This is a genomic window from Psychrobacter sp. DM4 (assembly GCF_051307035.1).
Classification (GTDB): Bacteria; Pseudomonadota; Gammaproteobacteria; order Pseudomonadales; family Moraxellaceae; genus Psychrobacter.
Genome location: NZ_CP195536.1, coordinates 877,295 through 900,023 on the forward strand (window position 1 = coordinate 877,295; position 22,729 = coordinate 900,023).

The 22,729-nt window shown below is 44.7% G+C and carries 19 protein-coding genes and 2 tRNA genes; 12 read left to right on the forward strand and 9 right to left on the reverse strand.

The window, feature by feature from the left end; all coding sequences use genetic code 11:
• Positions 1–20: 20 nt before the first annotated feature.
• Positions 21–656 (reverse strand): response regulator, encoded by a 636-nt coding sequence (locus tag ACR64G_RS03920; protein WP_435980219.1) that lies wholly within the window; start codon positions 654–656, stop codon positions 21–23.
• Positions 657–1,105: 449 nt separating this feature from the next.
• On the opposite strand from ACR64G_RS03920, the gene ACR64G_RS03925 reads away from it, so the two are divergent.
• Entirely contained in the window at positions 1,106–2,200 is a 1,095-nt protein-coding gene (locus ACR64G_RS03925; protein ID WP_435980220.1) for a serine hydrolase, read from the forward strand.
• A gap of 127 nt (positions 2,201–2,327) precedes the next feature.
• Here the strand turns inward: ACR64G_RS03925 and ACR64G_RS03930 are convergent, their stop codons facing one another.
• Positions 2,328–2,657 (reverse strand): TraR/DksA family transcriptional regulator, encoded by a 330-nt coding sequence (locus ACR64G_RS03930; RefSeq protein WP_435980221.1) that lies wholly within the window; start codon positions 2,655–2,657, stop codon positions 2,328–2,330.
• A gap of 280 nt (positions 2,658–2,937) precedes the next feature.
• On the opposite strand from ACR64G_RS03930, the gene ACR64G_RS03935 reads away from it, so the two are divergent.
• The 5 genes from ACR64G_RS03935 (at position 2,938) to ruvB (ending at position 7,994) form a co-directional block, all read left to right on the forward strand.
• Positions 2,938–4,140: a phosphoglycerate kinase gene (locus tag ACR64G_RS03935; RefSeq protein ID WP_435980222.1), complete on the forward strand. Its 1,203-nt coding sequence runs from the start codon at positions 2,938–2,940 to the stop codon at positions 4,138–4,140.
• Positions 4,141–4,289: 149 nt separating this feature from the next.
• The gene (locus ACR64G_RS03940) at positions 4,290–4,676 is read left to right on the forward strand and encodes a hypothetical protein (protein ID WP_435980223.1); all 387 of its coding nucleotides are present in this window, start codon (positions 4,290–4,292) and stop codon (positions 4,674–4,676) included.
• A 375-nt stretch (positions 4,677–5,051) separates the two neighbouring features.
• A complete protein-coding gene (fba, locus tag ACR64G_RS03945) occupies positions 5,052–6,086 on the forward strand; it encodes a class II fructose-bisphosphate aldolase (protein ID WP_435980224.1) in 1,035 nt (344 codons plus the stop codon).
• Positions 6,087–6,170: 84 nt separating this feature from the next.
• Complete coding sequence (gene ruvA / locus ACR64G_RS03950) at positions 6,171–6,791, forward strand: Holliday junction branch migration protein RuvA (RefSeq protein ID WP_435980225.1); 621 nt, start codon at positions 6,171–6,173, stop codon at positions 6,789–6,791.
• A 222-nt stretch (positions 6,792–7,013) separates the two neighbouring features.
• Entirely contained in the window at positions 7,014–7,994 is a 981-nt protein-coding gene (gene ruvB, locus ACR64G_RS03955; protein WP_435980637.1) for a Holliday junction branch migration DNA helicase RuvB, read from the forward strand.
• Between the two features lie 92 nt (positions 7,995–8,086).
• Here the strand turns inward: ruvB and ACR64G_RS03960 are convergent, their stop codons facing one another.
• The 5 genes from ACR64G_RS03960 to ACR64G_RS03980 form a co-directional block, all read right to left on the reverse strand.
• Positions 8,087–9,742 (reverse strand): ABC1 kinase family protein, encoded by a 1,656-nt coding sequence (locus ACR64G_RS03960; protein WP_435980226.1) that lies wholly within the window; start codon positions 9,740–9,742, stop codon positions 8,087–8,089.
• A gap of 30 nt (positions 9,743–9,772) precedes the next feature.
• Positions 9,773–10,465, reverse strand: coding sequence for a ubiquinone biosynthesis accessory factor UbiJ (locus ACR64G_RS03965; protein ID WP_435980227.1), 693 nt, complete (start codon positions 10,463–10,465; stop codon positions 9,773–9,775).
• Positions 10,466–10,599: 134 nt separating this feature from the next.
• On the reverse strand, positions 10,600–11,682 hold the full coding sequence (gene ubiE, locus ACR64G_RS03970; RefSeq protein WP_435980228.1) for a bifunctional demethylmenaquinone methyltransferase/2-methoxy-6-polyprenyl-1,4-benzoquinol methylase UbiE: 1,083 nt from the start codon (positions 11,680–11,682) through the stop codon (positions 10,600–10,602).
• A gap of 109 nt (positions 11,683–11,791) precedes the next feature.
• Positions 11,792–12,502, reverse strand: coding sequence for an FFLEELY motif protein (locus tag ACR64G_RS03975; protein WP_435980229.1), 711 nt, complete (start codon positions 12,500–12,502; stop codon positions 11,792–11,794).
• 112 nt (positions 12,503–12,614) lie between these two features.
• Complete coding sequence (locus ACR64G_RS03980; RefSeq protein ID WP_435980230.1) at positions 12,615–13,325, reverse strand: FFLEELY motif protein; 711 nt, start codon at positions 13,323–13,325, stop codon at positions 12,615–12,617.
• Positions 13,326–13,585: 260 nt separating this feature from the next.
• On the opposite strand from ACR64G_RS03980, the gene ACR64G_RS03985 reads away from it, so the two are divergent.
• A complete protein-coding gene (locus ACR64G_RS03985; RefSeq protein ID WP_435980231.1) occupies positions 13,586–15,316 on the forward strand; it encodes an ATPase in 1,731 nt (576 codons plus the stop codon).
• Positions 15,317–15,899: 583 nt separating this feature from the next.
• Positions 15,900–17,507, forward strand: coding sequence for an inorganic phosphate transporter (locus ACR64G_RS03990; RefSeq protein WP_435980232.1), 1,608 nt, complete (start codon positions 15,900–15,902; stop codon positions 17,505–17,507).
• Positions 17,508–17,591: 84 nt separating this feature from the next.
• Here the strand turns inward: ACR64G_RS03990 and ACR64G_RS03995 are convergent, their stop codons facing one another.
• Complete coding sequence (locus ACR64G_RS03995) at positions 17,592–19,190, reverse strand: aminotransferase class I/II-fold pyridoxal phosphate-dependent enzyme (protein WP_435980233.1); 1,599 nt, start codon at positions 19,188–19,190, stop codon at positions 17,592–17,594.
• Positions 19,191–19,494: 304 nt separating this feature from the next.
• On the opposite strand from ACR64G_RS03995, the gene msrB reads away from it, so the two are divergent.
• The 4 genes from msrB to ACR64G_RS04015 all read left to right on the forward strand — a co-directional run bounded on the left by msrB (position 19,495) and on the right by ACR64G_RS04015 (position 21,071).
• A complete protein-coding gene (gene msrB / locus ACR64G_RS04000; protein ID WP_435980234.1) occupies positions 19,495–19,917 on the forward strand; it encodes a peptide-methionine (R)-S-oxide reductase MsrB in 423 nt (140 codons plus the stop codon).
• A gap of 128 nt (positions 19,918–20,045) precedes the next feature.
• Positions 20,046–20,531 (forward strand): glutathione peroxidase, encoded by a 486-nt coding sequence (locus ACR64G_RS04005; RefSeq protein WP_435980235.1) that lies wholly within the window; start codon positions 20,046–20,048, stop codon positions 20,529–20,531.
• A 351-nt stretch (positions 20,532–20,882) separates the two neighbouring features.
• Positions 20,883–20,958: transfer RNA gene (locus tag ACR64G_RS04010), tRNA-Val, on the forward strand.
• A 36-nt stretch (positions 20,959–20,994) separates the two neighbouring features.
• Positions 20,995–21,071 (forward strand) — tRNA-Asp (locus ACR64G_RS04015).
• 315 nt (positions 21,072–21,386) lie between these two features.
• Here ACR64G_RS04015 and ACR64G_RS04020 read toward each other — a convergent pair.
• The gene (locus ACR64G_RS04020) at positions 21,387–22,574 is read right to left on the reverse strand and encodes an ammonium transporter (protein WP_435980236.1); all 1,188 of its coding nucleotides are present in this window, start codon (positions 22,572–22,574) and stop codon (positions 21,387–21,389) included.
• Positions 22,575–22,729 lie beyond the last annotated feature (155 nt).

A 22,729-nucleotide genomic window follows, 5' to 3' on the forward strand; every position in this document is an offset into this window, starting at 1 on the left:
AATTGAGTAGTTATCTAAAATTAGGGCTGAACCAAACCGTGACGGATGGCCAGATGCGTAAGCTTAACATCACTATCTACACCGACTTTTTCATAAATGCGGTAGCGATAGGTATTAATAGTCTTGACGCTAACAAACAGCTGATCTGCAATCTGCTGAGGGCTTTGACAGTTTACGACCATCAGAGCGACTTGTTTTTCGCGATCGCTTAAGAGATCAAAAGGGGAGTGTGCTTTATCTGATAGCAGTACTTCTGCCAATTGCTCAGCCACATCATTACTAAAATAACGTCCGCCTTGGTAGACTTTTTTGACCGCACGTATCATCTCATCGAGTGGCGTACCTTTAGTAATGTAACCATTAACTCCTGCTTTGAGCAGCATAGAGGGGTAAGGCTGAGCCACGACACTACTGACTGCCAAAATCTTGATACCCATATCCAACTGAACCAAACGTTTGGTCGCTTCAAGACCACCGATATTAGGCATATTGACATCTAGTAGTACTACATCAGGTCGCAATTGTTTGGCAAGTTTGATGGCCATATCGCCGCTATCAGCTTCACCTGCGACCTCAATGTCTGGACTATCTGATAACATACGGCTAATACCCATACGTACCAAATCATGATCATCTACTACCAATACTCTTATCATATTTCTACTCTTTGCTAACTATCATCATAAGGTTTAAATTGTAAATAAAAGCGTAAATACTTTAGTAGGGAACTTATATCATTGCTTATTACTTGATCTTAGCTGAATTACTGTATTAATCGATTAATAGCTAGAGTACTGTTTTTGTTAAATTTATACCAACTAAAATGTATAGAATCAAAAAATCAGCTATCAAATATTGCTAGTTTGTTAAGCGATATTACTAGAATATAAACGGAATGTAATAAAGTTTGAATAACAAAGGGAATACTTTTGTTAAGCTTAGGCAACGCGTTAAACTAAAACGCAATCCATGATACACTAAAAATACAGCAACTCTTACTGAGTCTATACAAACACATCTATAAACGCTACGTTTGCAATTGATATCACCGTTACTAAGTAAGTATCAATACTAAGTAAGTATCAAAGCGACAGCAGGGGGAAGAATGAAACATCTACCAATCAGCAAACAGCAGCTCATCGTAGCTATGATCTCACTGAGTTTTGGAGGTATGGCGCAAGCTGCATTGACTATTAATGGTAGTCCTGATAGTGGCTCTAGTGCTCGTATGAGTTGGGGCGGCGCTGATAGCTTATCTGAAGCTCGCAACATTATGTACAAGTCTAACAGCGGCTCTACTATCAGAAAAGTCGACAATGGCTACGGTACGACTAATCTGACCAATGCTGGCAGCTACGGTAGTAGTAGCAATAATTATAATAATAACAATAACTACAATACGACTTATCGTGGCAGTTTTGGTAGTAGAACTGACATGGTTCCTATCAGTACGAACTCACGTAGTGTAGCAGTGATAGATGCTGAGACTGGCGAGTCTATCTATGAGAAGAACGCTGATGTTGCGCGCCCTATGGCAAGCATTACCAAAATTATGACCGCTATGGTTGTACTCGATAGCGGCCTTGATATGCGAGAAGAGATCACTCTTGATCCAGAAGATTTTGTCGGTCCTAAGCGCGCAAGTTCACGTCTCAAATCAGGCGATCGTCTAAACCGTGCTGAGATGCTGCTCATGTCGCTTATGAAGTCAGAGAATCCTGCAGCTAAGAGCTTGGCACGTAATTATCCTGGTGGATACAGTGCCTTTATGCGTGCTATGAACCAAAAAGCACAAGACCTTGGCATGACTACCGCATTTTTTGGTGATCCAACGGGTCTAGACAAGCGTAACGTAGCGTCCTCGAATGATTTAGTTAAGCTTGTTCGCGCGGCGGGCAACTACGATGTCATTCGTCGTTTTTCAACGACTAAGAGTTATGACTTTTACGTGGCCAACTATTCAAACGGTAATCGCACCTACAAAGCGAACAATACTAGTAGTCTTGTACGCTCAGGTAACTATCCTATCGGTATCTCAAAGACAGGGTTCATCAATGAAGCTGGACGCTGCGTAGTGATGGAGACGCGGGTCAATAACCGTCCAGCCATTATTGTTATTTTGGGCGCTAATAGCTCGGCCACGCGCTGGGGTGATGCTAAGAATATCTTAAATAGTTTGGCGACCCGTCGCACCGTTTAAGCGCAAGCTATGTTGAGTAAGCGTCAACCCCATAAAAAAGACCGTTATATTATATAACGGTCTTTTTTATGGGGTTGACTCATTGAGTCAATCTTTCGACATAGTTTTTCGGATATAAATCGAACGGCTATTCAGCGTGATCCATACATAAGGTTGCATAAGGTAGAGCTTCGAGACGTTTTTCTTCGATATCTTTACCGCATACTTCGCACTCGCCATAAGTACCATTTTCTATTCTGCTTAAGGCGTTATCCACGTAAATAAGTCCTTGCTGCGCCTCTGCTGATAGATTCTTTCGCATATCGTTTTGGCGATACGAGATTGCTTGATCCTCCCAGTGCTCGTTCAGATCATCTTGAGGGTTTTGAATGTGATCCTCAATCTTAGCTATACGTGTTTGATATTCTTCTTGTAGCTTTAATAGCTCACTCTTGGCACGTTCAATGTCTATACTCATAATCTACTCCTGTTAGGTTCTTATTGTTTTGTGATGTTCCATCATAATGAGGACGATATTCAACTACCACCACGAAATGTTATCAAAGTCTTTTATTTATTACCTCATAGCACTATTACTCATTTATAGCTGATTATAACGATGTATTTGTGGACAGTTTTGATAATAATTTACCCCAGTTATTTATAAGAAGCTGCTAGAATACAGCGTTTGCGACTAGTGGTGATTTTTATTCGCCAGCGCATCGATAACTTATAAATATAGAGTAACGGAGTAGACCATGAATTTTTTGCGTATGAGTGAGCTGGATTTGGCAGACAAAGTGGTTTTGATTCGTGAAGATCTAAATGTGCCTATCCGAGACGGCAAAGTGGCCAGTGATGCCCGCCTGCAAGCAAGCCTACCTACTATTCAGATGGCACTAGATAAAGGTGCGGCGGTTATCGTCTGTTCGCACTTAGGTCGTCCCACAGAGGGTAGTCCAAAATCCAAATACTCACTAGCGCCAGTCGCTGAGTATCTAAGCGATAAATTACAGCAGACCGTAACCCTCAATAGTCATTATCTCATCGAAGAGATCAGTATAGAGGCAGGGCAAGTGCTCTTGCTCGAAAACGTACGCTTCAATGAGGGCGAGAAAAAAAACAATTTAGCATTAGCGCAAAAGTATGCTGATCTTTGTGATGTATTTGTGATGGATGCATTTGGTACCGCGCATCGGGCACAGGCTTCAACCGAAGGCGTCACACAAATGATGCGCCAAGACAACAAGATGGTATGCGCAGGTCCATTACTGGCAGCGGAACTCGATGCACTAAGCCTAGCGCTTGAAACCCCAGCTCAGCCTATGCTATCTATTGTCGGCGGCTCTAAAGTATCGACCAAGCTTGAAGTACTGCATAGCTTGGCAGATATCTGTAGTCAAATTATCGTCGGCGGCGGTATTGCCAACACGTTCTTAGCGGCCAAAGGACATAGTGTAGGAGCGTCGCTATTTGAGGCGGATCTACTCGATACCGCTCGCCAAATCATGACAAAAACAGAGATACTGTTACCGACCGAAGTCGTTGTTGCCAATAAAAATGGTATCGATTTTGCTGACTTTACAGGCTCATTGCAAAAAGCGGTTGCCACGATTAAATCGGTTGACGCTATTGATGAGCAAGATATGATTCTGGATATCGCACCCGCTAGTGCCCAAAAGCTAGCTGACGCGATATTAAACGCAAAGACCATACTATGGAACGGACCTGTTGGTGTCTTTGAGGTCGATGCTTTTGGTAAAGGGACTCAAATAGTGGCAAAGGCGGTAAGTGATAGCCAAGGCTTTTCGATCGCTGGTGGCGGTGATACGTTAGCGGCTATTGATAAATATCAGGTAGCAGATGGCGTTAGCTACATGTCAACAGGTGGCGGCGCGTTTTTGGAGTTTGTAGAGGGCAAAGTATTACCTGCTGTGGCTGCGTTAGAGATTAAGTCGTAATGGTCTCACTTAGCAAAGAGTGTAGAACCTAACTGTTAAGTGGTTATTATTTGTTACTATAATGAAGATTGTTATTGCAAGTGCTATTTGCTATCTATAGAATAATGCCACCATGTATTTAGACATGCGTTATTTATGAGAGATTTATTATGTTAAAACGTCATTTATTACTTGCCAGTCTTCTTGCTGGTACTTTCGCAGTCACCGCATGTAGCCAACAGACTGAAGAAAACACTGAAGCTGCTGTAGAGTCTGCAGGCGACGACATTGAAGCCAACACTGAAGCTGCTACCACTGAAGCTGAAATGGCTGCTCAAGAAGCAGGCAATGATATCGCTGACGGTGCTGACACTGCTGGTGCTGCGGCTTCTAATGCCCTTGAAAACACAGGCGATGCTATCGCTCAAGGTACTAACGAAGTCGTAGAAGGCACAGCCTCTGCGGTTGCTGATGGTGCAAATGCAGTCGCTGATGGCGCATCTGACGTTGCAGCTGACGCTGAAGCTAATCAAGTTTCTGAAGATCAACAGTACTAATATAAAGCTGATACCTCACGGGTATTTGTTTTATAGTATTGGATAAAGTCATTACATTATTTAAAAAGCCTTGGTTATTGCCAAGGCTTTTTTGCCTTTAACGAATAGTTATGTATTAATATTTAGAGCTTCTGAACCATGAGCATTTGACTCTGACTATATTTGAATTGTCCCAATGTCACTTCTAGCTATCATCACCGTCTGTCTTAGCGCTAAATATAATACGCTCAAGACATATAAAGATGCCTCTACAACTACGAGTTGTAGTTGAAATTTGCTATAATCGCGTACTTACAATCTGGTCTCACTCGATCCTTGCTATTTAAATATGTAGGGTATACGCCTTATCACTAACTCCTAATTTAAGAGCGCTTTATGGCATTAATCTCTTTGCGTCAACTTCTTGATCATGCAGCAGAACATAGCTACGGCGTCCCCGCGTTTAACGTCAACAACTTAGAGCAGATGCGCGCTATTATGATGGCAGCGGATGCCTGTGATTCACCTGTTATCGTACAAGCGAGTGCGGGCGCCCGTGATTACGCTGGCGCGTCATTTTTGCGTCATCTCATCATTGCGGCGATTGAAGAGTGGCCACATATTCCTGTAGTCATGCATCAAGACCATGGAATGTCGCCTGCTATATGCCAGCGCTCTATCCAACTTGGGTTTTCATCTGTGATGATGGATGGCTCGCTTGGAGAAGACGGCAAAACCCCTATGGACTATGACTATAATGTCAGGGTGACCCGTGAAGTGGTCAAGCTTGCACATGCTTGCGGCGTGTCTGTAGAAGGGGAAATTGGATGTTTGGGAAGCTTAGAGACGGGTATGGCTGGTGAAGAGGATGGTTCTGGCGCCGAAGGGGTGCTCGATCATGAGCAGCTTTTAACGAGTGCTGATGAAGCGCATGATTTTGTGAGAGATACCGACGTCGATGCACTAGCGATCGCTATTGGTACCAGTCACGGCGCTTACAAGTTCACGCGTCCGCCCACAGGTGACATTCTATCTATTGAGCGGGTAAAAGAGATTCATGCGCGTATTCCTAATACGCATCTGGTGATGCATGGCTCGTCCTCAGTACCGCAAGAGTGGCTAAAGGTTATCAACGATCATGGCGGTGATATAAGTGAAACTTACGGTGTTCCTGTAGAGCAAATCGCCATCGCGATTAAGCATGGCGTACGTAAGGTCAATATCGATACGGATTTGCGTCTAGCCTCAACAGGCGCGATTCGCCAGCATTTAGCAGAGAACCCTAGTAATTTTGATCCGCGCAAATACTTTAAAGCCTCGATGGTTGCGATGTCTGACATCTGCATCAATCGCTTTGAGGCATTTGGATCTGCTGGACAAGCGCACAAAATCCGTCCGATCAGCCTTGAGAACATGGTTAAGTTTTATTAGTAGTTCGAAAAATGGCTCTGAGTAGGTAGCTAGATAAAGAACTGAATGAATTTTATAGGTAATATATCCAAACAGGTGTGAGATATGATAGGACTGATTACTGGACAAGTACTCCATTTGATGGCACCTGTCGCTTGTGTGATGACAGGCTCTGGCGTGGGCTACGATATTGAGCTACCCTTGCCGTCATTTTGCCAGCTGCAAGTAGGGCAAGAGGCAAGCATCTGGACGCATTTTCATGTACGTGAAGATGCACAATTACTTTTTGGGTTTATTGATCGTAAAGAGCGTGATGTCTTTCGTCAACTGATCAAAATCAACGGCGTCGGGGCAAAAATGGCACTAGCTATGCTCTCTGCAATGTCAGCGGCAGAGCTCAAAATGCATGTGGAGCAAGACTCTGAAGCAGCGCTTACTCGTATTCCAGGGATAGGCAAAAAGACGGCCCAGCGCCTTCTTATTGAGCTAAAAGACAAGCTCAAAAACATAGAGGTAGATAATAGCACTTTAGAATTCGCGATGCAGCCTACTGAAGTATCGCATGAAGGCAGTATTATCGCTGAAGTTGAAGGAGCTTTGATCAGTCTGGGGTACAAAGAAAGAGAGGCGCAGCAAGCGATTAAGGCGGCTAAAAGTAGTGGCGCAACCTTTGCTGATACCCAAAGTCTGCTAAAAGCAACGCTGCAACAGTTATCTAGCTTTTAGTCTGCTACAGTATTAATCCAAAGTGCTGAGCTAAGGTTCTGAGCCAAAGTGCTGAGCTAAGTTATTGAGTCAAATTTTACATTAAACCTCTTATCCTTTATAACCATTCAAGCGACATTATTTGTCGCTTGTTTTGTCTGATTTAGCCATTTGACATGACTTATCTTTGCGATTTAGTTATGCTATTTGTACTCACTCTTTTTTATATTGATAAAAATTATGATGCAAGATCGTTTGATTAATCCGCTAGAGGGCGCAGGTGACGCTCCTGATTCTAATATTCGCCCTGCACTGTTAGCTGAGTATATCGGTCAGCCTGTAGTACGTGAGCAGATGGAGGTATTTATTGGTGCAGCGCGCGGGCGAGAGGAAGCGCTAGATCATACCTTGATCTTTGGTCCACCAGGTTTAGGTAAAACCACACTTGCAAATATTATCGCACGGGAGATGGGTGGTAATTTGCGTTCAACCTCTGGCCCTGTACTCGAGCGCGCAGGTGACTTGGCGGCGATGCTCACCAACTTGGAAGCAGGTGACGTACTCTTCATCGATGAGATTCATAGACTTAGCCCTGTAATTGAAGAGATACTGTATCCTGCGATGGAGGATTTTCAACTAGATCTGATGATCGGTGAAGGGCCTGCCGCGCGTTCAATCAAGCTTGATTTACCGCCGTTTACTTTAGTCGCTGCAACGACGCGTGCAGGGCTTTTGACGTCACCACTTCGCGACCGCTTCGGTATCGTGCAGCGCTTAGAGTTTTATAGTATCGCCGATCTGACCACTATTGTTAGCCGCGCCGCGCGTTTGATGCGCGTAGCTATGACTGAGGATGGGGCAGTTGAGATTGCGCGCCGTGCTCGCGGTACGCCAAGAATTGCCAATCGACTACTGCGCCGAGTGCGAGACTACGCCGAGGTCAAAGGGGACGGTAGTATCAACGGTCAGATCGCAGCGAGCGCCCTTGATATGCTCGCCGTTGATAGACGCGGGCTCGATCATTTGGATCGTCGTTATATAGAGATATTGCACGAGCGCTTTGATGGTGGTCCTGCTGGCGTTGAGGCTATCGCAGCTGCCATGGCAGAGGATCGCGGTACTTTAGAGGATGTCATTGAGCCGTATCTTATACAGCAAGGTTATGTACTGCGTACCGCCCGCGGTCGAGTACTCACGCAGATGGCGATTGACCAGATGCTATAGAGTGATTTAGATACGTGTCTAAAAAAAGGCTTACTTCCTATGAGAAGTAAGCCTTTTTTCAAGCAATAATTTGATCGAGCTTCGCCTACTATTTATCCTAAAATGCGCCAAACTACCGCTAGGATGGCCATAATGTAGAATATAGGAGAAAGCCAACCAACTACTTGAGTAGCAAGAGCAATAAAAACACCAAAACCTGCTAATGCCAACCAATCTCGGCGACGATCATTGAGCATATCAGCGCGAATTTGCTGTATTTCTCGCAGCTGACTGTCTTGACGTGCGCCTTGCGAAGCTAGACTTTGCAAGCTTTGATCCAACAATTTGGGTATATCGGTACTCGATAATAATATCTCAGGCAGTTGGCTACGCAGCTGCTGTAAGTTGCGCACCGGATCGAGCTGCTCTTTGATCCAGCTGCTTAAAATGGGCTTAGCAAGTGACCAAATATCTAGATCAGGATATAAGTCGCGCCCGAGTCCCTCAACGTGAACCAAAGTTTTGAGCAGTAGCATAAGCTGCGGCGGGATACTCATATGATGGCGGCGCGCGATATCTAATATCTGCATAAGGACGCCTGCAAAGTCGATCTCGTTGATTGACTTTTGTAGCATAGGGCCGACAGTACGCTTCATATCACGCATCAAAGCGTGCTTGTCGGTATTGGGTGGTATCCAGCCTGCGCGGCTGACAATATCGACGACGGCGGTGAAGTTATTATTCATAACCGCAAGTAGCATCCGCGCTACTATGAGCTGATCCTCTCGCGACAGTGATCCCATAATAGCGCAGTCAAGACCGATATAACGCGGCGCATGCCCTATGCTGTTAATACCCTCCGCTATACTCTTTGCGTTAGGAGTCTCGACGAATACATTGCCTGGGTGCATGTCAGCATGAAAAAAATTATCACGAAAGACTTGCGTAAAAAATATCGTCAGACCCTTTTGTGCAAGGGCAGCGCGGTCATACCCTAACTCATCAAACAGCGCGACGTTCGAGATAGGGACGCCTTGAATACGCTCCATCACCATGACGTTCTTGGCGGCAGCATAAACTTCGGGCACATACATCAGTGCAGAACCCAAAAAGTTATTGCGCATCTGCGTCGTGTTATCTGCCTCAAGCATCAAGTCCAACTCGTTGAGCATCACTTGGCGATAGTCCTCGACGATATCAATGATATGCACCGCTCGAGCAGCCTCTACGCGCGCTGATACCCAACTGGCAAGCTCACGTAGTAGCTCAAAATCAGCAACGATGGTGGTACGAATATCAGGTCTAACGACTTTGACGACGACCTCGCGGCCATCATGAAGGGCCGCGGTATGCACTTGCGCTATGGAGGCAGCGGCTAAAGGTTTGATATCGAAGCGGGCAAACAACTCATCGATAGATTGACCTAGACCATGCTTAGTATCTTGTATTTGAGTGATAGATATATCTGATGAAAAAGGTTTGACCTGATCTTGGAGTTGGACGAGCTGCTCGATAATAGCTGGCGGCATCAAATCGCGACGTGTTGAGAGTAATTGACCTAATTTTAGGAACAACGTACCCATATCCTCAAGTGCAAATTTGATGGCGTTTGGTTGATGTTTTTTACCCCATGCTGCTGGGTGAGTGCGTATTAGGCGCGCTAAAGGCTGCAACTGCGGCGCCTCTTCAACTGAAAAATGCGTATCAATGCGATAGCTGGCAGCGATACGCCAAAGCTCAAGTAAACGCGCGCGGTGAGATAATAGCATGAGCAACCTTACTCTAAATCAGACAGATAGTTATTTGTTTAATAAACGTGCTTGTTCTGCTTTGATAAGCGCAAGGCGAGTCTCTTCGCGTTCGATATCTGCTCGCAGTTTGAGGAGTTGTTGTTTGAGTTCATCCGCTTGGGTTTTGAGTACAGGATCAGGATCGCTGATACCAGCAACATCATTAGCCCAGTCACTGACATCGTCAAAAGCGCGTTTGGCACTATGGCGAAAGCTACCTTTGAGCTGCGAGATGAGTAGCTGTAACTGGCTTGCCATAGGCTTACCAATAAAAGGTTCAAGCTGACCTGCTAGATCAGGATCAAAGCCTGCTACCAACTGCTTCACTTGCATCAGTACCTTGTAATCGCCTGAAATAGGAAGATTGCCTTCAGCGCCGCGCATCAAATTTAATAGCTGAGCGGGGTTTTTGACTGTGATAATACAATCAGGGCTACTATGACCTATACCTGCCATAGCGACACTTGCTTTTTCGAGCTCATCTAAAGCGCCAGAAGTTTCAAACACGCTCTCAGTTGTGACCGGCTCAAAACGCAGACGGTCGTGATTGAACAAGATATCTAAATGTAGCTCAGGCATTGCCATATCAAGGCGCAGCACCTTACCCGCTAAAGGTACTAGTCCAGCACGAGTAATATCATCGCTTGCGATAGCGACGTTTATAAGTTTTTCAGCACCCGCTAATAGTAGTACAGTCAGCATAATAGTCTCGTCTATGTCAAAAAAGTAAGAGCTCAGCTATAAATGTTCAAATGACTACAATACAGATAGAGTGCATCAAAAGCAGTCATCGTATCGGACTCTATCAGAATCAATAGCCTTTTGAACTAAGTTTATTAAGCCTTAAAGCCGCGATGTACAGCGACAATACCAGCCGTCAAATTATGATAGTCGCAGTTCTCAAAACCAGCGTGTTGCATCATTTGCTTGAGCGTTTGTTGATCGGGGTGCATGCGAATGGATTCAGCCAAATACTGATAGCTCTCAGAGTCATTAGCGATTATTTTACCCATTACAGGTAAAGCTGTGAACGAGTATAAGTCATAAGCTTTTGATAAAGGTTCAAACACAGGCTTGGAGAATTCTAATATCAACAGACGACCACCTGGCTTGAGCACGCGGTACATAGATTTTAGCGCTGCATCTTTGTCAGTGACATTTCGTAGACCGAAGCTGATAGTCACAAGATCAAAGCTTTCGTCGTCGAATGGCGCTAGCGTCTCAGCGTTGGCAAGGACGAAATCAACGTTATTACAGCCTGCATTGATCAAACGCTCACGACCGACTTCTAGCATGGCTGCATTGATATCAGATAATACGACGTGACCACCTCGTCCCACTTCACGGCTGAATACTTTAGCCAAATCACCTGTGCCGCCTGCAATATCGAGGACGTGTTGACCTGCGCGAACGCCTGATAAACTAATGGCATAGCGCTTCCACAAACGATGGATACCGAATGACATCAAGTCATTCATGATGTCGTATTTTTTGGCGACTGAAGTAAAGACATCTGCCACGCGCGCTTGTTTTTCCGCTTTGTTAACGGTCTTGTAGCCGAAGTGAGTTTCTTCATCTCCATCGGTATCTGACGTATGCGGATTATTGATATCATCACGCTGATTGAATATCGTTTGCTTGGGCAGCCCAGTTGTGTGAGAAGGCTTAGGTTGACTGCTACTATTGTTATGGTCGCTAGGCAAAGTCGTTTGTTGACCTTGCGGCGTACCTGTCGGTAGATCTTGCACTTGAGTAAAATCAGTATTAGCATCTTTATTAATATTGTGACGCGCTTTGACTTGTGCGGTAATATTTTGATTTTGAGTAATGCTATCTCTGACTAATTTGTCCTGTAGCTCATACTGCGTAGCAGTATCATTATTGGTTGGCATGGTATCGTCGTTAGGGGTATCGCTCATAAAGGTATCCTGTCGCTACTTTTTATATGGATTATTAATAATGAATAACGCGGATGCTAGAGTTAGAAGCGGCATCAGCTGTTTTAAAGTGTTTAATGATAGGTAATTATCATACATCAAATCCAGCAGGTTTACCGTGACTATCAGGCGCATGGACTTGGTCTACGATGAGCAGTTCGCGCTCGCAGAACGGCTCAATAAAGCTGCTGACACTCTTGAGTGGTTTCATTGCCGAAAACCCTGAATTAATGAAGTCATATAAGGGCTGATAGCCGTGACGATAGGCGGTACCTTTAGCCAGTCCAAATGCTTTTCTGAGCATAAATGAGTTCAGATGTTTATCTGTGCCATAGCAAACGTTTTTTAGATTATTGATCTGCAAACGGCGCGCGCTTGACTCATCGACCGTACGATATGCGCTCATCATATTGTCTTCATTAACCTCCAAACCATTAGCTATCAGCCACTGAGCCAAATGCATATCAAGCTCAATAGCGAGAATGGTGGCTTGAATTGCCATGCTGCCTGTCTCTATAGCGGCCTCTTTTGCTAAACGTTCAAGCTTCTTGGCTTTTGGTAAGATACGGGTGATTTGCTCGGCCAGCTTTTTGAACTCTTCACCGTTATAGAGCTGAGTCAAAAAGTACTCTGTCATAGGTTGGTTCTTTGGTTGCTCAAATAGTGCCTTATGAGAGCGTTTGATGCGCTCGCGTTGCCATGCTTGCACTTCATATAGTTTGGACTCAAGGGTCTTGTCTTCGTGAATCGGTAGCGCCCAATAACGGTTTAGATGGTTCTGTAATTCTAGCAAAGCGGACATGGTAAGACCCTTAGTAAAGTATAGATAATAGGTGATGATATACTAGTAATACGATTATATGACAAACACCTCTATGAAAAGTGGCAAATAATCATAGTATAAAAAGATGTGCCTATGATACACCAGACTCTGCAGACTTGTCGCCTTTAGCCTGCTGTATTTGCTCAATAATCATCAGCTCACGAGTACAAAAAGGCTCGATAAAACTGCTTACACTATCAAGGGGTCCCATAGCGTCAAAGCCTGCTTCAATAAAATCGTAGAGGGGCTTATAGTTGTTGCTGTAAGCGGTGCTTTTTGCCAGTTTAAATGCCTTTTGCAAAAAAAATGAGTTAAAGTATTTATCAGTACGGTAGCACACCTCTTTAAGATTGCTGATTTGGTCGCGGCGCTCAGCAGATTTATCACTGGCACTATAGGCGACCATAATGTTATCTTCGTTGACTGGCATATCGCGATCAACGAGCCACTGCGCCAAATGCAGGTCCATCTCAATCGCCAAGACAGCAGCTTGAATCGCCATACTACCAGTCTCGAGTACTGACTCTTTTATCATGCGCTCAAGTTTTTGTGCTTTGGGTAGGACGCGGGCTAATTGCACAGCCAATAGTTTGAACTCATCACCGCCATAGAGCTGAGTCAAAAAGTAATTTGCCATCAGTTGATGTTCTGGTTGCTCAAATAGGGCCTTGTGCGTATTTTTGATGCGAATACGTTGCCAAATCTGGACTTGGCTAAGCGTTTCATTGAGATTGTCATCATTATGATAGGGCAGCGCCCAGTAGCGCGTCAGGTGTTGTTGTAACTCTAAAAAAGCAGTCATGACTGTTGATCCTACGTAATTTAATCCATTAAATTTATAACAAATAGCTTGTATAGTGTGTCAAAAAAAATATAGCTTAGGGTATAGGTGCTATGTACAAAGCATACCACTCACTTACTGTGATAACTTTAAATTAACTATAACAGATACAAACACTAAACCATTATCGTTACTCAAAGGTAGTAAATGCTCATATACAGAGCAATTAACCAAAACTATTCCTTTGAAAATAAATGATATTTGACCTTGATGAGAATAACATGAGCAAAAAAGATAAAAATCAGGACAAAGGTGACGATCAACAAACGGTCACTGACCAGCTGAATCAAGCAGTAGTAGATGAGCGTCTGACGCCCAATCCGCTCAATCACTTTTCTATGGATGAAGAGACGCTCAGATTGGCTTTGATAACCGCGCAATATGCACTGCGAGCCACCCGCCAGCAGTCGCCGCCTACGCGCAATAAACCAACTGGCCTATTGGTACTGGTCAATGGCATGGAGCAAGCGGGCAAGGGTAGCGCGGTCAAACAGCTACGCCAATGGGTCGATCCAAGGCTTCTTAAAGTTGAGGCTACCATCGGCTATCCGCCACTTGCATATCAGCCTCTATGGCAAGCACATACCAAGGCTATGCCGCGTCATGGTGACGTCATGGTTTATTTTGGTAACTGGTACGCTGACTTGTTGCATCAGGCGATGCTGATAGCAGCCGATTATAATCAACAAAACGATACTCAAGATGGTGATAGTAAGACAAAGTCCAAACGTCATCTTCAATCCCTGCCAGCAGCCGCTTGGCAAGACTACCTTATAAAGCAGCTAGCGGCGCTAAAAGCGTTCGAGAGTGATCTGGCCTCCAATCAAACCAAATTGCTAAAGTGCTGGTTCCATATCGATGCAGATACGCTACAGAAACGTCTAACGGACAAAGAAGCAGATCCTGATTATTTATATCAAATTGACTGGAGCAACACCAAAGTATTGGAGCAGTTCAATCAAGTAGCAGGGACACTACTAAAACAGCAAGACGATTGGGTTGTGATCGATGGCAGCGACAAAGACAAGGCGGCTAGCCTTTTTTGTCATGAAGTACTACAGGCTATGCAAACGGCACTGATTAGTAGTCGCTTGATAGTCGATGATGTTACCGAAGATCAAACTGAAAATCCCATCACTGATAGTAATGAGCATCAGTCGCTAGGTTCTAAAACTTCATTAGATGAGCAAGCTATCTTTGAGCCTGTCAAGATACCTAAGGTGTTGACTGATATTGATGATCCTGATATCGACAAGAGCGATTATCGCAAGCAGTTAGCAGACAAACAACAGCAACTGGCTAAGTTGCTACGCGCGCGCGGTGGTCGGCATGTCGTTTTTGCCTTTGAGGGAATGGACGCCGCTGGCAAGGGCGGGGCGATCAAGCGCTTAGTCGCCCCTTTAGATCCGCGAGAGTATCAAGTCTATAATATTAGCGCCCCTATGCTCTACGAGCTTGAGCACCCTTATTTATGGCGTTTTTGGACGCGTCTGCCGAACGAGCAAACTGATCGTATCAGCCGCGTTGCTATCTTTGATCGCACTTGGTACGGGCGCGTCTTGGTTGAGCGTATCGAGCAGTTTGCTACGGATATCGAATGGCAACGTGCTTATGAGGAGATCAATCGTTTTGAGGCTGACCTACATGCGTCTGGCACTTTAGTTATCAAATACTGGTTGGCTATTGACAAAAAAGAGCAGCTCAAACGGTTCGAGGCGCGTCAGGAGACGCCGCACAAAAAGTTCAAGCTGACTGATGATGATTGGCGCAATCGGGATAAATGGGCAGATTATGTGCAGGCAGCAGCGGACATGCTGGCACGCACAAATACTAAGACAGCGCCATGGCATGTAATAGCGACAAACGACAAACGCGATGCCCGACTAAAAGTTTTGGATCATGCGATTGAACAGTTGTCAGTGTATGATGATAAAGGGGTTATATCCAAATAATTTGGCACGATCCTTGCTCCACGAGCCGTACTACTCCACGAGCCTTACTATTAGTATCTTTGAAAAATTAAGTGTCTTTGATAATTAAGAAGTTTGGTTAAATGAGAACCCTGTACTGGTAATACATTTATAGTTACAAATTTCGCGATATCGTTCTGCATTATGCGCTCATATTTAATATAATGAGCGCGTAATAGATTTGATGCCAAGACATAGCTCCAAAAAATGGCATCATCGTTTTAACGGTACTGATTCTACTGACCCTGTTTATGTTGTAAGCCGCAATATGCTCCAATCAAATGATTTGGCGACACAGTTGCGGCTTTATGATATTTGATAGCTTTTATGATAGACACTTTTCAAAGGGTGGTTTTGAGTGAGTACAGCGCTATAGGCTTTTAGTAAGAGGGTCTATAAGAGCTCTAGAGTAGGTACAACATAGTTTTTGAACCAAAGTTTTTGAACCAAAACCAACTTGCGTACTAGTTATCAAAACTTGTCATATAGGGCAAGATAGTCATTCCTAGCGCATTGTCATAGCTCGCAACTCTCCTCAATCCGCTTATGCAGGGCGTATAAATTTATGGGTATTAGTAGCCGCTCGACTGGGTCAACCAAATCTGTTGGCTCTATGAGAATCAATTTATTTTTTGCTATTTTACTGATTGCGATGACCAGCTATTTTTTATGGTGGGGACTCGATTACACCATGCGTCAGCAGACAACGTTGTTTATCGTTGCGACGGCTTTTGGTGTCTTTATGGCATTCAATATCGGTGGCAACGACGTTGCCAACTCCTTTGGTACTTCGGTAGGCGCGGGGACATTGACGATTCCGCAAGCACTTGGCGTTGCGGCGATATTTGAGGTGTCAGGTGCCGTGCTAGCTGGCGGTGAAGTTACGGATACTATTCGTAAAGGCATCGTTGACTTGGATGGTTTGAGTGTCACGCCCAACCAGTTCATCTATGTCATGCTCTCAGCCCTCATTGCTGCTGCGTTCTGGTTATTGTTTGCCACTCGTAAAGGACTGCCTGTCTCAACCACGCACTCCATTATCGGCGGCGTCGTTGGTAGTTCTATCGTCCTTGGTATCACCTTGGGTGGTACGGATATGGCGCTATCGACTGTAGATTGGGGTACAATAGGCACGATCGCTATCTCTTGGGTACTATCACCACTCTTAGGCGGCATTTTAGCCTATCTGCTCTATGGTCAAATCAAGAAAAACATTATCGAATATAATGACAAAACAGAAGCTCATATTGGTGAGCTTAAAGCAGATAAAAAAGTTCTTAAACAAAACCACAAAGAGTACTTGGATGGTCTATCAGAGTCAGAGCAGCTAGCTTATACTTCAGCGATGCTGCGCGATCAAGATATCTATAAAGACGATGATACCGCCGTTGAAGATCTAGAGACGGACTACTATAAAAGTCTATATGAGATTGAATATGAACGCAGTAGCCTTGATACCCTAAAAGCTATCAAACAGTGGGTGCCTATCATCGCAGCTATGGGCGGCGCGGTTATGACCTCTTTGGTAGTGTTCAAAGGACTCAAGAACGTCAATAGCAGTCTGACGACCCTACAAGGGTTCTTGATCATGGGGATGATAGCGGCGCTAGTATGGCTTGCGACCTTTATCTATACCAAGAGTATTCGCGGCAAGCACAAAGAAGATCTGACCAAAGCGACCTTTATCATGTTTAGCTGGATGCAGGTCTTTACCGCTTCAGCCTTTGCCTTTAGTCATGGCTCAAACGATATCGCTAATGCGGTCGGTCCATTTGCGGCGATCATGGATGTGATTCGTACCAATGAGATCGCCTCTCAAGCTGCCGTACCACCAGCGGTGATGCTGACCTTTGGTGTGGCGCTTATCGTCGGTCTTTGGTTCATTGGTAAAGAGGTGATTCAGACGGTTGGCACCAATCTTGCCAAGATGCATCCGGCTTCTGGATTCTCAGCTGAGCTGGCCGCCGCCGCAGTCGTCATGGGCGCATCGACAATGGGTTTGCCTGTGTCTAGTACGCATACTTTGGTCGGCGCGGTATTGGGTATCGGTATCGTCAATAGAGATACTAACTGGGCACTGATGAAGCCTATCGGTTTGGCTTGGATCATTACTTTGCCGGTTGCTGCAGGCCTGTCAGCGATTAGCTTTGTGATTTTAAGTTATATCTTTTAAGTCGCATAGCAAGTTATACATCAATCAAAAAACGCTTATTAGCCCTGTGCTAATAAGCGTTTTTTCTATCCTTTTACACCTAAATCATGCGGTACCAAACTGCTCACGCTTTTTGGCAAAGAAGCGATCCAAGCGATCCATCGCGTCTTCTAACTCGTATAGATTGGGTAAGAATACGACGCGAAAATGATCAGGCGCATCCCAATTAAATCCTGACCCTTGTACCATGAGTACCTTTTCATTGATAAGCAAATCCATCATAAATTGCATATCATCTTCGATAGGGTACACCTCAGGATCCATTTTTGGAAAACAATAAAAAGCCCCCTGCGGCATCGTGCATGAGATACCAGGAATAGCGTTTAGGCGTGATACTGCCATTTCACGCTGCTTGTACAAGCGTCCTGTCGGGGCGGTTAATGCCTGCATACTCTGGTAGCCGCCCATCGCGGTTTGAATCGCATATTGCCCTTGAACATTGGAGCACAGACGCATAGACGCAAGCATATCTAAGCCTTCGATGAAGTCAGTGGCATGTTGTTTTTTGCCGGATACCATAAGCCAGCCTGCGCGAAACCCTGCGATACGATGTGACTTTGATAGACCGTTGTATGATAGCACTAGTGCTTGATCGGTAAGCGTGCTCATAGGCGTATGCGTCATGTCATCATAAAGGACGCGATCGTAGATCTCATCAGCCATAATGACTAGATTGTACTCTATTGCCACTGCTATGATCTGCTTGAGAATCTCATCAGAGTATAGCGCCCCTGTTGGGTTATTAGGATTAATGACGACGATACCTTTAGTCTTACTCGTAATTTTTGATTTGATATCTTCAATGTCAGGGTGCCAGTTGTCGCCCTCATCACAGCGATAATGTACCGCCGTACCACCTGATAAATTGGTTGCCGCTGTCCATAGTGGATAGTCAGGCATCGGAATCAATACCTCGTCACCATCGTTCATCAGCGCCTGCATGGTCATTACGATCAGCTCGGAGACACCATTGCCCAAATAGACGTCGCGCACATCGACCGCTGATAGTAGCCCCTTTGACTGATAATATTGCAACACAGCCTTTCGGGCTGAGAATATACCTTGCGAGTCTGAGTAACCAGTTGCTTCAGGCAGGTTCATCGCTACGTCACGCAAAATCTCGTGTGGCGCTTGTAGACCGAAGGGTGCAGGATTGCCGACGTTTAGCTTCAATATGCGTGTGCCTTCGCTCTCCATCTTATTCGCCATTTGCAGGAGAGGACCGCGAATGTCATAACAGACGTTCTGGAGCTTATTAGATTTTTTTAGCGTAGTCATAGGCGTAGCGCTCGTCGTTTGAGATGATAATGTTGCGTGATTAAGGGTTTTTGACAGGCTGGCGTTGCTTGTTGTTTTGGACTCTAGCGGGAGTAATGTCGACGCGATGGACTGATCTTCACGATTTACCTTACTGACACGGTTGTCACCGCGCAGCAAATACCCTTCGCTACATCCCAAAATGCGCGCAAGCGTCGGTAGTTTGGAGGATACAATACCGTTAGTGCCGCGCTCCCAATTGGAGATAGCGCCGCGGCTGACTTTAGCGCCAGCATCCGTCATAGCCTGCGCTAGTTGTTCAGCAGTTAACCCTTTATCATGGCGCAGCTGTACCAGTCGTTCTGCTTGTGATTGATTATTAGTCATCGTAGAGTCGTCTTAATTTGATCTTGAGAATAGATTATGTTCGATATCGAGTATAGTAATGCAAGATATTATTGCAAATTTAAGTTTCGCACAAGTTTAAATTCTAATGTATGCAAGTTATTCTTGCAAATGATAATTATAAGGATATAACTATTTGAAAATAATACAAAAATAATCGCGTGTGTTTTTGGTAAAAATAGTTTTATGTCCCTTGTATCTCTACAGAGAATTACCATATCTTAGTAATCGAAACGTCTATCGATGACGCACAGGTGCAAAGATCATTATAATTAAGGAATAAATAATGCAAGATAATCAATTAAACAAAGAAGAGATTAGCCAGCTTACCGAAGCGGACTGGAAAGAGCGTTTGAGTAGTGATGAATATCATGTCATGCGTGAAAAGGGTACAGAGCGTCCTTTTACGGGCGTCTATAATGATGTCAATGACAAAGGCATTTATCGCTGCAAAGGCTGCGGTGCCAAACTATTTGACTCCGATAGCAAATTTGACGCAGGCTGCGGCTGGCCAAGTTTCGATCAAGGGATCGACAAGACAGCTATCGATGAGCACGTCGATGATTCGCTCGGTATGCGCCGTACCGAGGTTACCTGTAGCAACTGCGGCGCACACTTAGGCCATGTTTTCCCCGATGGTCCTCGTGAGACTACTGGCATGCGCTATTGCATCAACTCTGTGTCTATAGATCTGGATCAAGCGAAATAGTGACCTAGCTGAACACTAAAGACAAATATCGAAGTAGCATATTTAAATAGCGAAGTGATCGTCATTACTTCGCTATTTTTTGCTATATTAACAAGTGTTTTATTCTCTTAAACTCTCAAGGATCTATTATGAAAAGTATTTATGACTTTAACGCCGAGCGCATGGACGGCACCTCACAAGCCTTTGCTGATTATGAAGGGCAAGTTCTCTTGGTCGTCAATACGGCCAGCAAGTGCGGATTTACACCGCAGTTTGAGGGTCTAGAGACACTCAATAACGAGTACCAAGCGCAAGGATTAACGGTTATTGGGTTTCCGTGTAATCAGTTTGGTAGTCAAGATCCTGGCAGCAATGACGAGATTGGTGCTTTTTGCCAAAAAAACTACGGCGTCAGCTTTCCTATGATGGCAAAGACGGATGTCAATGGAAAAGACGCTCATCCTATCTACAATTGGTTAAAAGATCAAAAAGGTGGGGTATTGACTGACGGCATCAAATGGAACTTTACCAAGTTTTTGATTGGGCGAGATGGACAAGTAATCGATCGCTACGCACCCACGACCAAACCTGACGCTATCAAAGCGGATATTGAAAAGGCACTGGGTAATAAGTAAGTATATTGTATAAATGATAACATCAATAAAAACAGTAGTTTGCTACCTGACAAAAAATACTTTGCTCAAAGTGGCGAATAATATTTGACAGACCTCGTTAAGTCTATATAATACACACCCACAGCAAGGGGCTTTGATTGGTTCTAAGTTGTGGGAAGTTATTCAAAGGGTGACAACTTTGGATGTTAAGACTTTCGGGGGTTTTATACCTAGTTTGGAAGTAGAGTTTCTAGAAAATCCTATTTAAAGGATTTCAGTAACACCTAGTTTGGATGCATGGCTTTTAGAATTTACGACAATGTAAATTCTCTTGCGCTCGGACGAAGCAGTGCTTCGTTGTATCCTCGCTCAGGGTGATTAGCTCAGTTGGTAGAGCGTCTGCCTTACACGCAGAATGTCGGCGGTTCGAGCCCGTCATCACCCACCACTTAATAGCTTGTGGTAAAAAAGCTAGATGACCTTAGCAGCGGTAGTTCAGTTGGTTAGAATGCCGGCCTGTCACGCCGGAGGTCGCGGGTTCGAGTCCCGTCCGCTGCGCCATATTTAAAACTTAAGTCTTGCACAAGTTTCGCCTCAAACATTAGATTGTTTGAGGTTTTTTTGTGGCTCGTAATTAGGCTAAAGTTTATATAGTCGATACTAAATAAAACGGATACATTGTTTAACAACGCGGAACTAGTATAAATTTTTCTGGCTTACTGTGCCTACGCAGACAGAGGCTGCGAAAAATTCATCCCAGTCCCGTTATATCTTTCTTATATTGAACTAACTATAGAACAAATCATAGGCAAAAAAAGAGGCGCTAAGCATCAACCTAGCGCCTCTCGTCACATCCTGCCCATACGCAAAGTCTGGCTAAAATCCATTTTTACTATAAGTTGCTGATACCTTGTGAATGGACAAGTCAGCACCATCGAACTCTTCTTCTTCACTTAAGCGGATGCCTATAGTAACTTTTAAGATACCGTAGACCAGCAGGCCGCCAACAATAGCAAAGATCACACCCATCAGGCTTCCAATGAGCTGAGATAATAAGCTGACGCCGCCAAGACCACCAAGAGCTACACTCCCAAAAATGCCAGCTGAAACACCGCCCCACACACCGCAAATACCATGTAGCGGCCACACGCCAAGGACATCATCAACTTTAAGCTTGTTCTGAGTAATCGTAAACATATAGACAAATATCGCGCCTGAGACTGCACCTATCGCTAATGCCCCTAGAGGATGTACAATATCAGAGCCCGCACAAATCGCTACTAAACCTGCCAATGCACCATTATGCATAAAGCCTGGATCGTTTTTACCAATGACGGTCGCAGACAAAGTGCCGCCTGCCATTGCCATAAGTGAATTGAGCGCTACTAAGCCTGAGATGCCCTCAACGCGCTGCGCACTCATGACGTTAAAGCCAAACCAGCCGACGATGAGTATCCAAGAGCCAAGCGCTAAAAAGGGAATTGACGATGGCGGATGCGCGTTGATTCGTCCATCTTTATAGCGGCCACGTCTGGCACCAAGTAATACCACAGCGGTCAGGGCAATCCAGCCGCCCATACCGTGTACTACGACCGACCCTGCAAAGTCATGAAAAGGCGCGCCAAAGGTAGTCGCAAGCCAATCTTGGATACCAAAATTACCATTCCAAATAATACCTTCAAAGGTCGGGTAAATCAGAGCGACAATCACAAAGGTGGCAACGAACTGTGGCCATAGTTTAGCGCGTTCAGCGATACCTCCTGAGATGATCGCAGGAATAGCCGCCGCAAAAGTCAGTAAAAAGAAAAACTTGACCAGCTCGTATCCACTAGCGGCAACTAGCTCGCTGGCACTAGCAAAAAAACTAACGTCGTATGCAATGTAGTAACCGATAAAGAAGTATGCCATCGTCGAGATGGCAAAATCACCTAAGATTTTACTTAAAGCGTTGACTTGGTTTTTTTCGCGTACCGTACCGACTTCTAAAAAAGCAAAGCCTGCGTGCATCGCCAAAATCATGATAGCGCCAAGTAGGATAAACAATACATCGATTGGGGTAATCATGAAAAGCCCTTTGAATAATGAGTTTAAATACTAATGTGCTTACAACGTTCAGCTCAATAGTCCCAAGCGCTGACTCATCAGAGCTTGTTCTGCTATAACCGTATTGAACAAAGTAAGAAAAATACTGGGTCATACTGCCTTAAAATACAAACTTT

Excerpts from the sequence above, each read along its gene's own strand:
- ACR64G_RS03920 (WP_435980219.1), bottom strand. The coding sequence starts at position 656 with ATGATAAGAGTATTGGTAGTAGATGATCATGATTTGGTACGTATGGGT.
- ACR64G_RS03925 (WP_435980220.1), top strand. The coding sequence starts at position 1,106 with ATGAAACATCTACCAATCAGCAAACAGCAGCTCATCGTAGCTATGATC.
- ACR64G_RS03930 (WP_435980221.1), bottom strand. The coding sequence starts at position 2,657 with ATGAGTATAGACATTGAACGTGCCAAGAGTGAGCTATTAAAGCTACAA.
- ACR64G_RS03935 (WP_435980222.1), top strand. The coding sequence starts at position 2,938 with ATGAATTTTTTGCGTATGAGTGAGCTGGATTTGGCAGACAAAGTGGTT.
- ACR64G_RS03940 (WP_435980223.1), top strand. The coding sequence starts at position 4,290 with ATGTTAAAACGTCATTTATTACTTGCCAGTCTTCTTGCTGGTACTTTC.
- fba (WP_435980224.1), top strand. The coding sequence starts at position 5,052 with ATGGCATTAATCTCTTTGCGTCAACTTCTTGATCATGCAGCAGAACAT.
- ruvA (WP_435980225.1), top strand. The coding sequence starts at position 6,171 with ATGATAGGACTGATTACTGGACAAGTACTCCATTTGATGGCACCTGTC.
- ruvB (WP_435980637.1), top strand. The coding sequence starts at position 7,014 with ATGCAAGATCGTTTGATTAATCCGCTAGAGGGCGCAGGTGACGCTCCT.
- ACR64G_RS03960 (WP_435980226.1), bottom strand. The coding sequence starts at position 9,742 with ATGCTATTATCTCACCGCGCGCGTTTACTTGAGCTTTGGCGTATCGCT.
- ACR64G_RS03965 (WP_435980227.1), bottom strand. The coding sequence starts at position 10,465 with ATGCTGACTGTACTACTATTAGCGGGTGCTGAAAAACTTATAAACGTC.
- ubiE (WP_435980228.1), bottom strand. The coding sequence starts at position 11,682 with ATGAGCGATACCCCTAACGACGATACCATGCCAACCAATAATGATACT.
- ACR64G_RS03975 (WP_435980229.1), bottom strand. The coding sequence starts at position 12,502 with ATGTCCGCTTTGCTAGAATTACAGAACCATCTAAACCGTTATTGGGCG.
- ACR64G_RS03980 (WP_435980230.1), bottom strand. The coding sequence starts at position 13,325 with ATGACTGCTTTTTTAGAGTTACAACAACACCTGACGCGCTACTGGGCG.
- ACR64G_RS03985 (WP_435980231.1), top strand. The coding sequence starts at position 13,586 with ATGAGCAAAAAAGATAAAAATCAGGACAAAGGTGACGATCAACAAACG.
- ACR64G_RS03990 (WP_435980232.1), top strand. The coding sequence starts at position 15,900 with ATGGGTATTAGTAGCCGCTCGACTGGGTCAACCAAATCTGTTGGCTCT.
- ACR64G_RS03995 (WP_435980233.1), bottom strand. The coding sequence starts at position 19,190 with ATGACTAATAATCAATCACAAGCAGAACGACTGGTACAGCTGCGCCAT.
- msrB (WP_435980234.1), top strand. The coding sequence starts at position 19,495 with ATGCAAGATAATCAATTAAACAAAGAAGAGATTAGCCAGCTTACCGAA.
- ACR64G_RS04005 (WP_435980235.1), top strand. The coding sequence starts at position 20,046 with ATGAAAAGTATTTATGACTTTAACGCCGAGCGCATGGACGGCACCTCA.
- ACR64G_RS04020 (WP_435980236.1), bottom strand. The coding sequence starts at position 22,574 with ATGATTACCCCAATCGATGTATTGTTTATCCTACTTGGCGCTATCATG.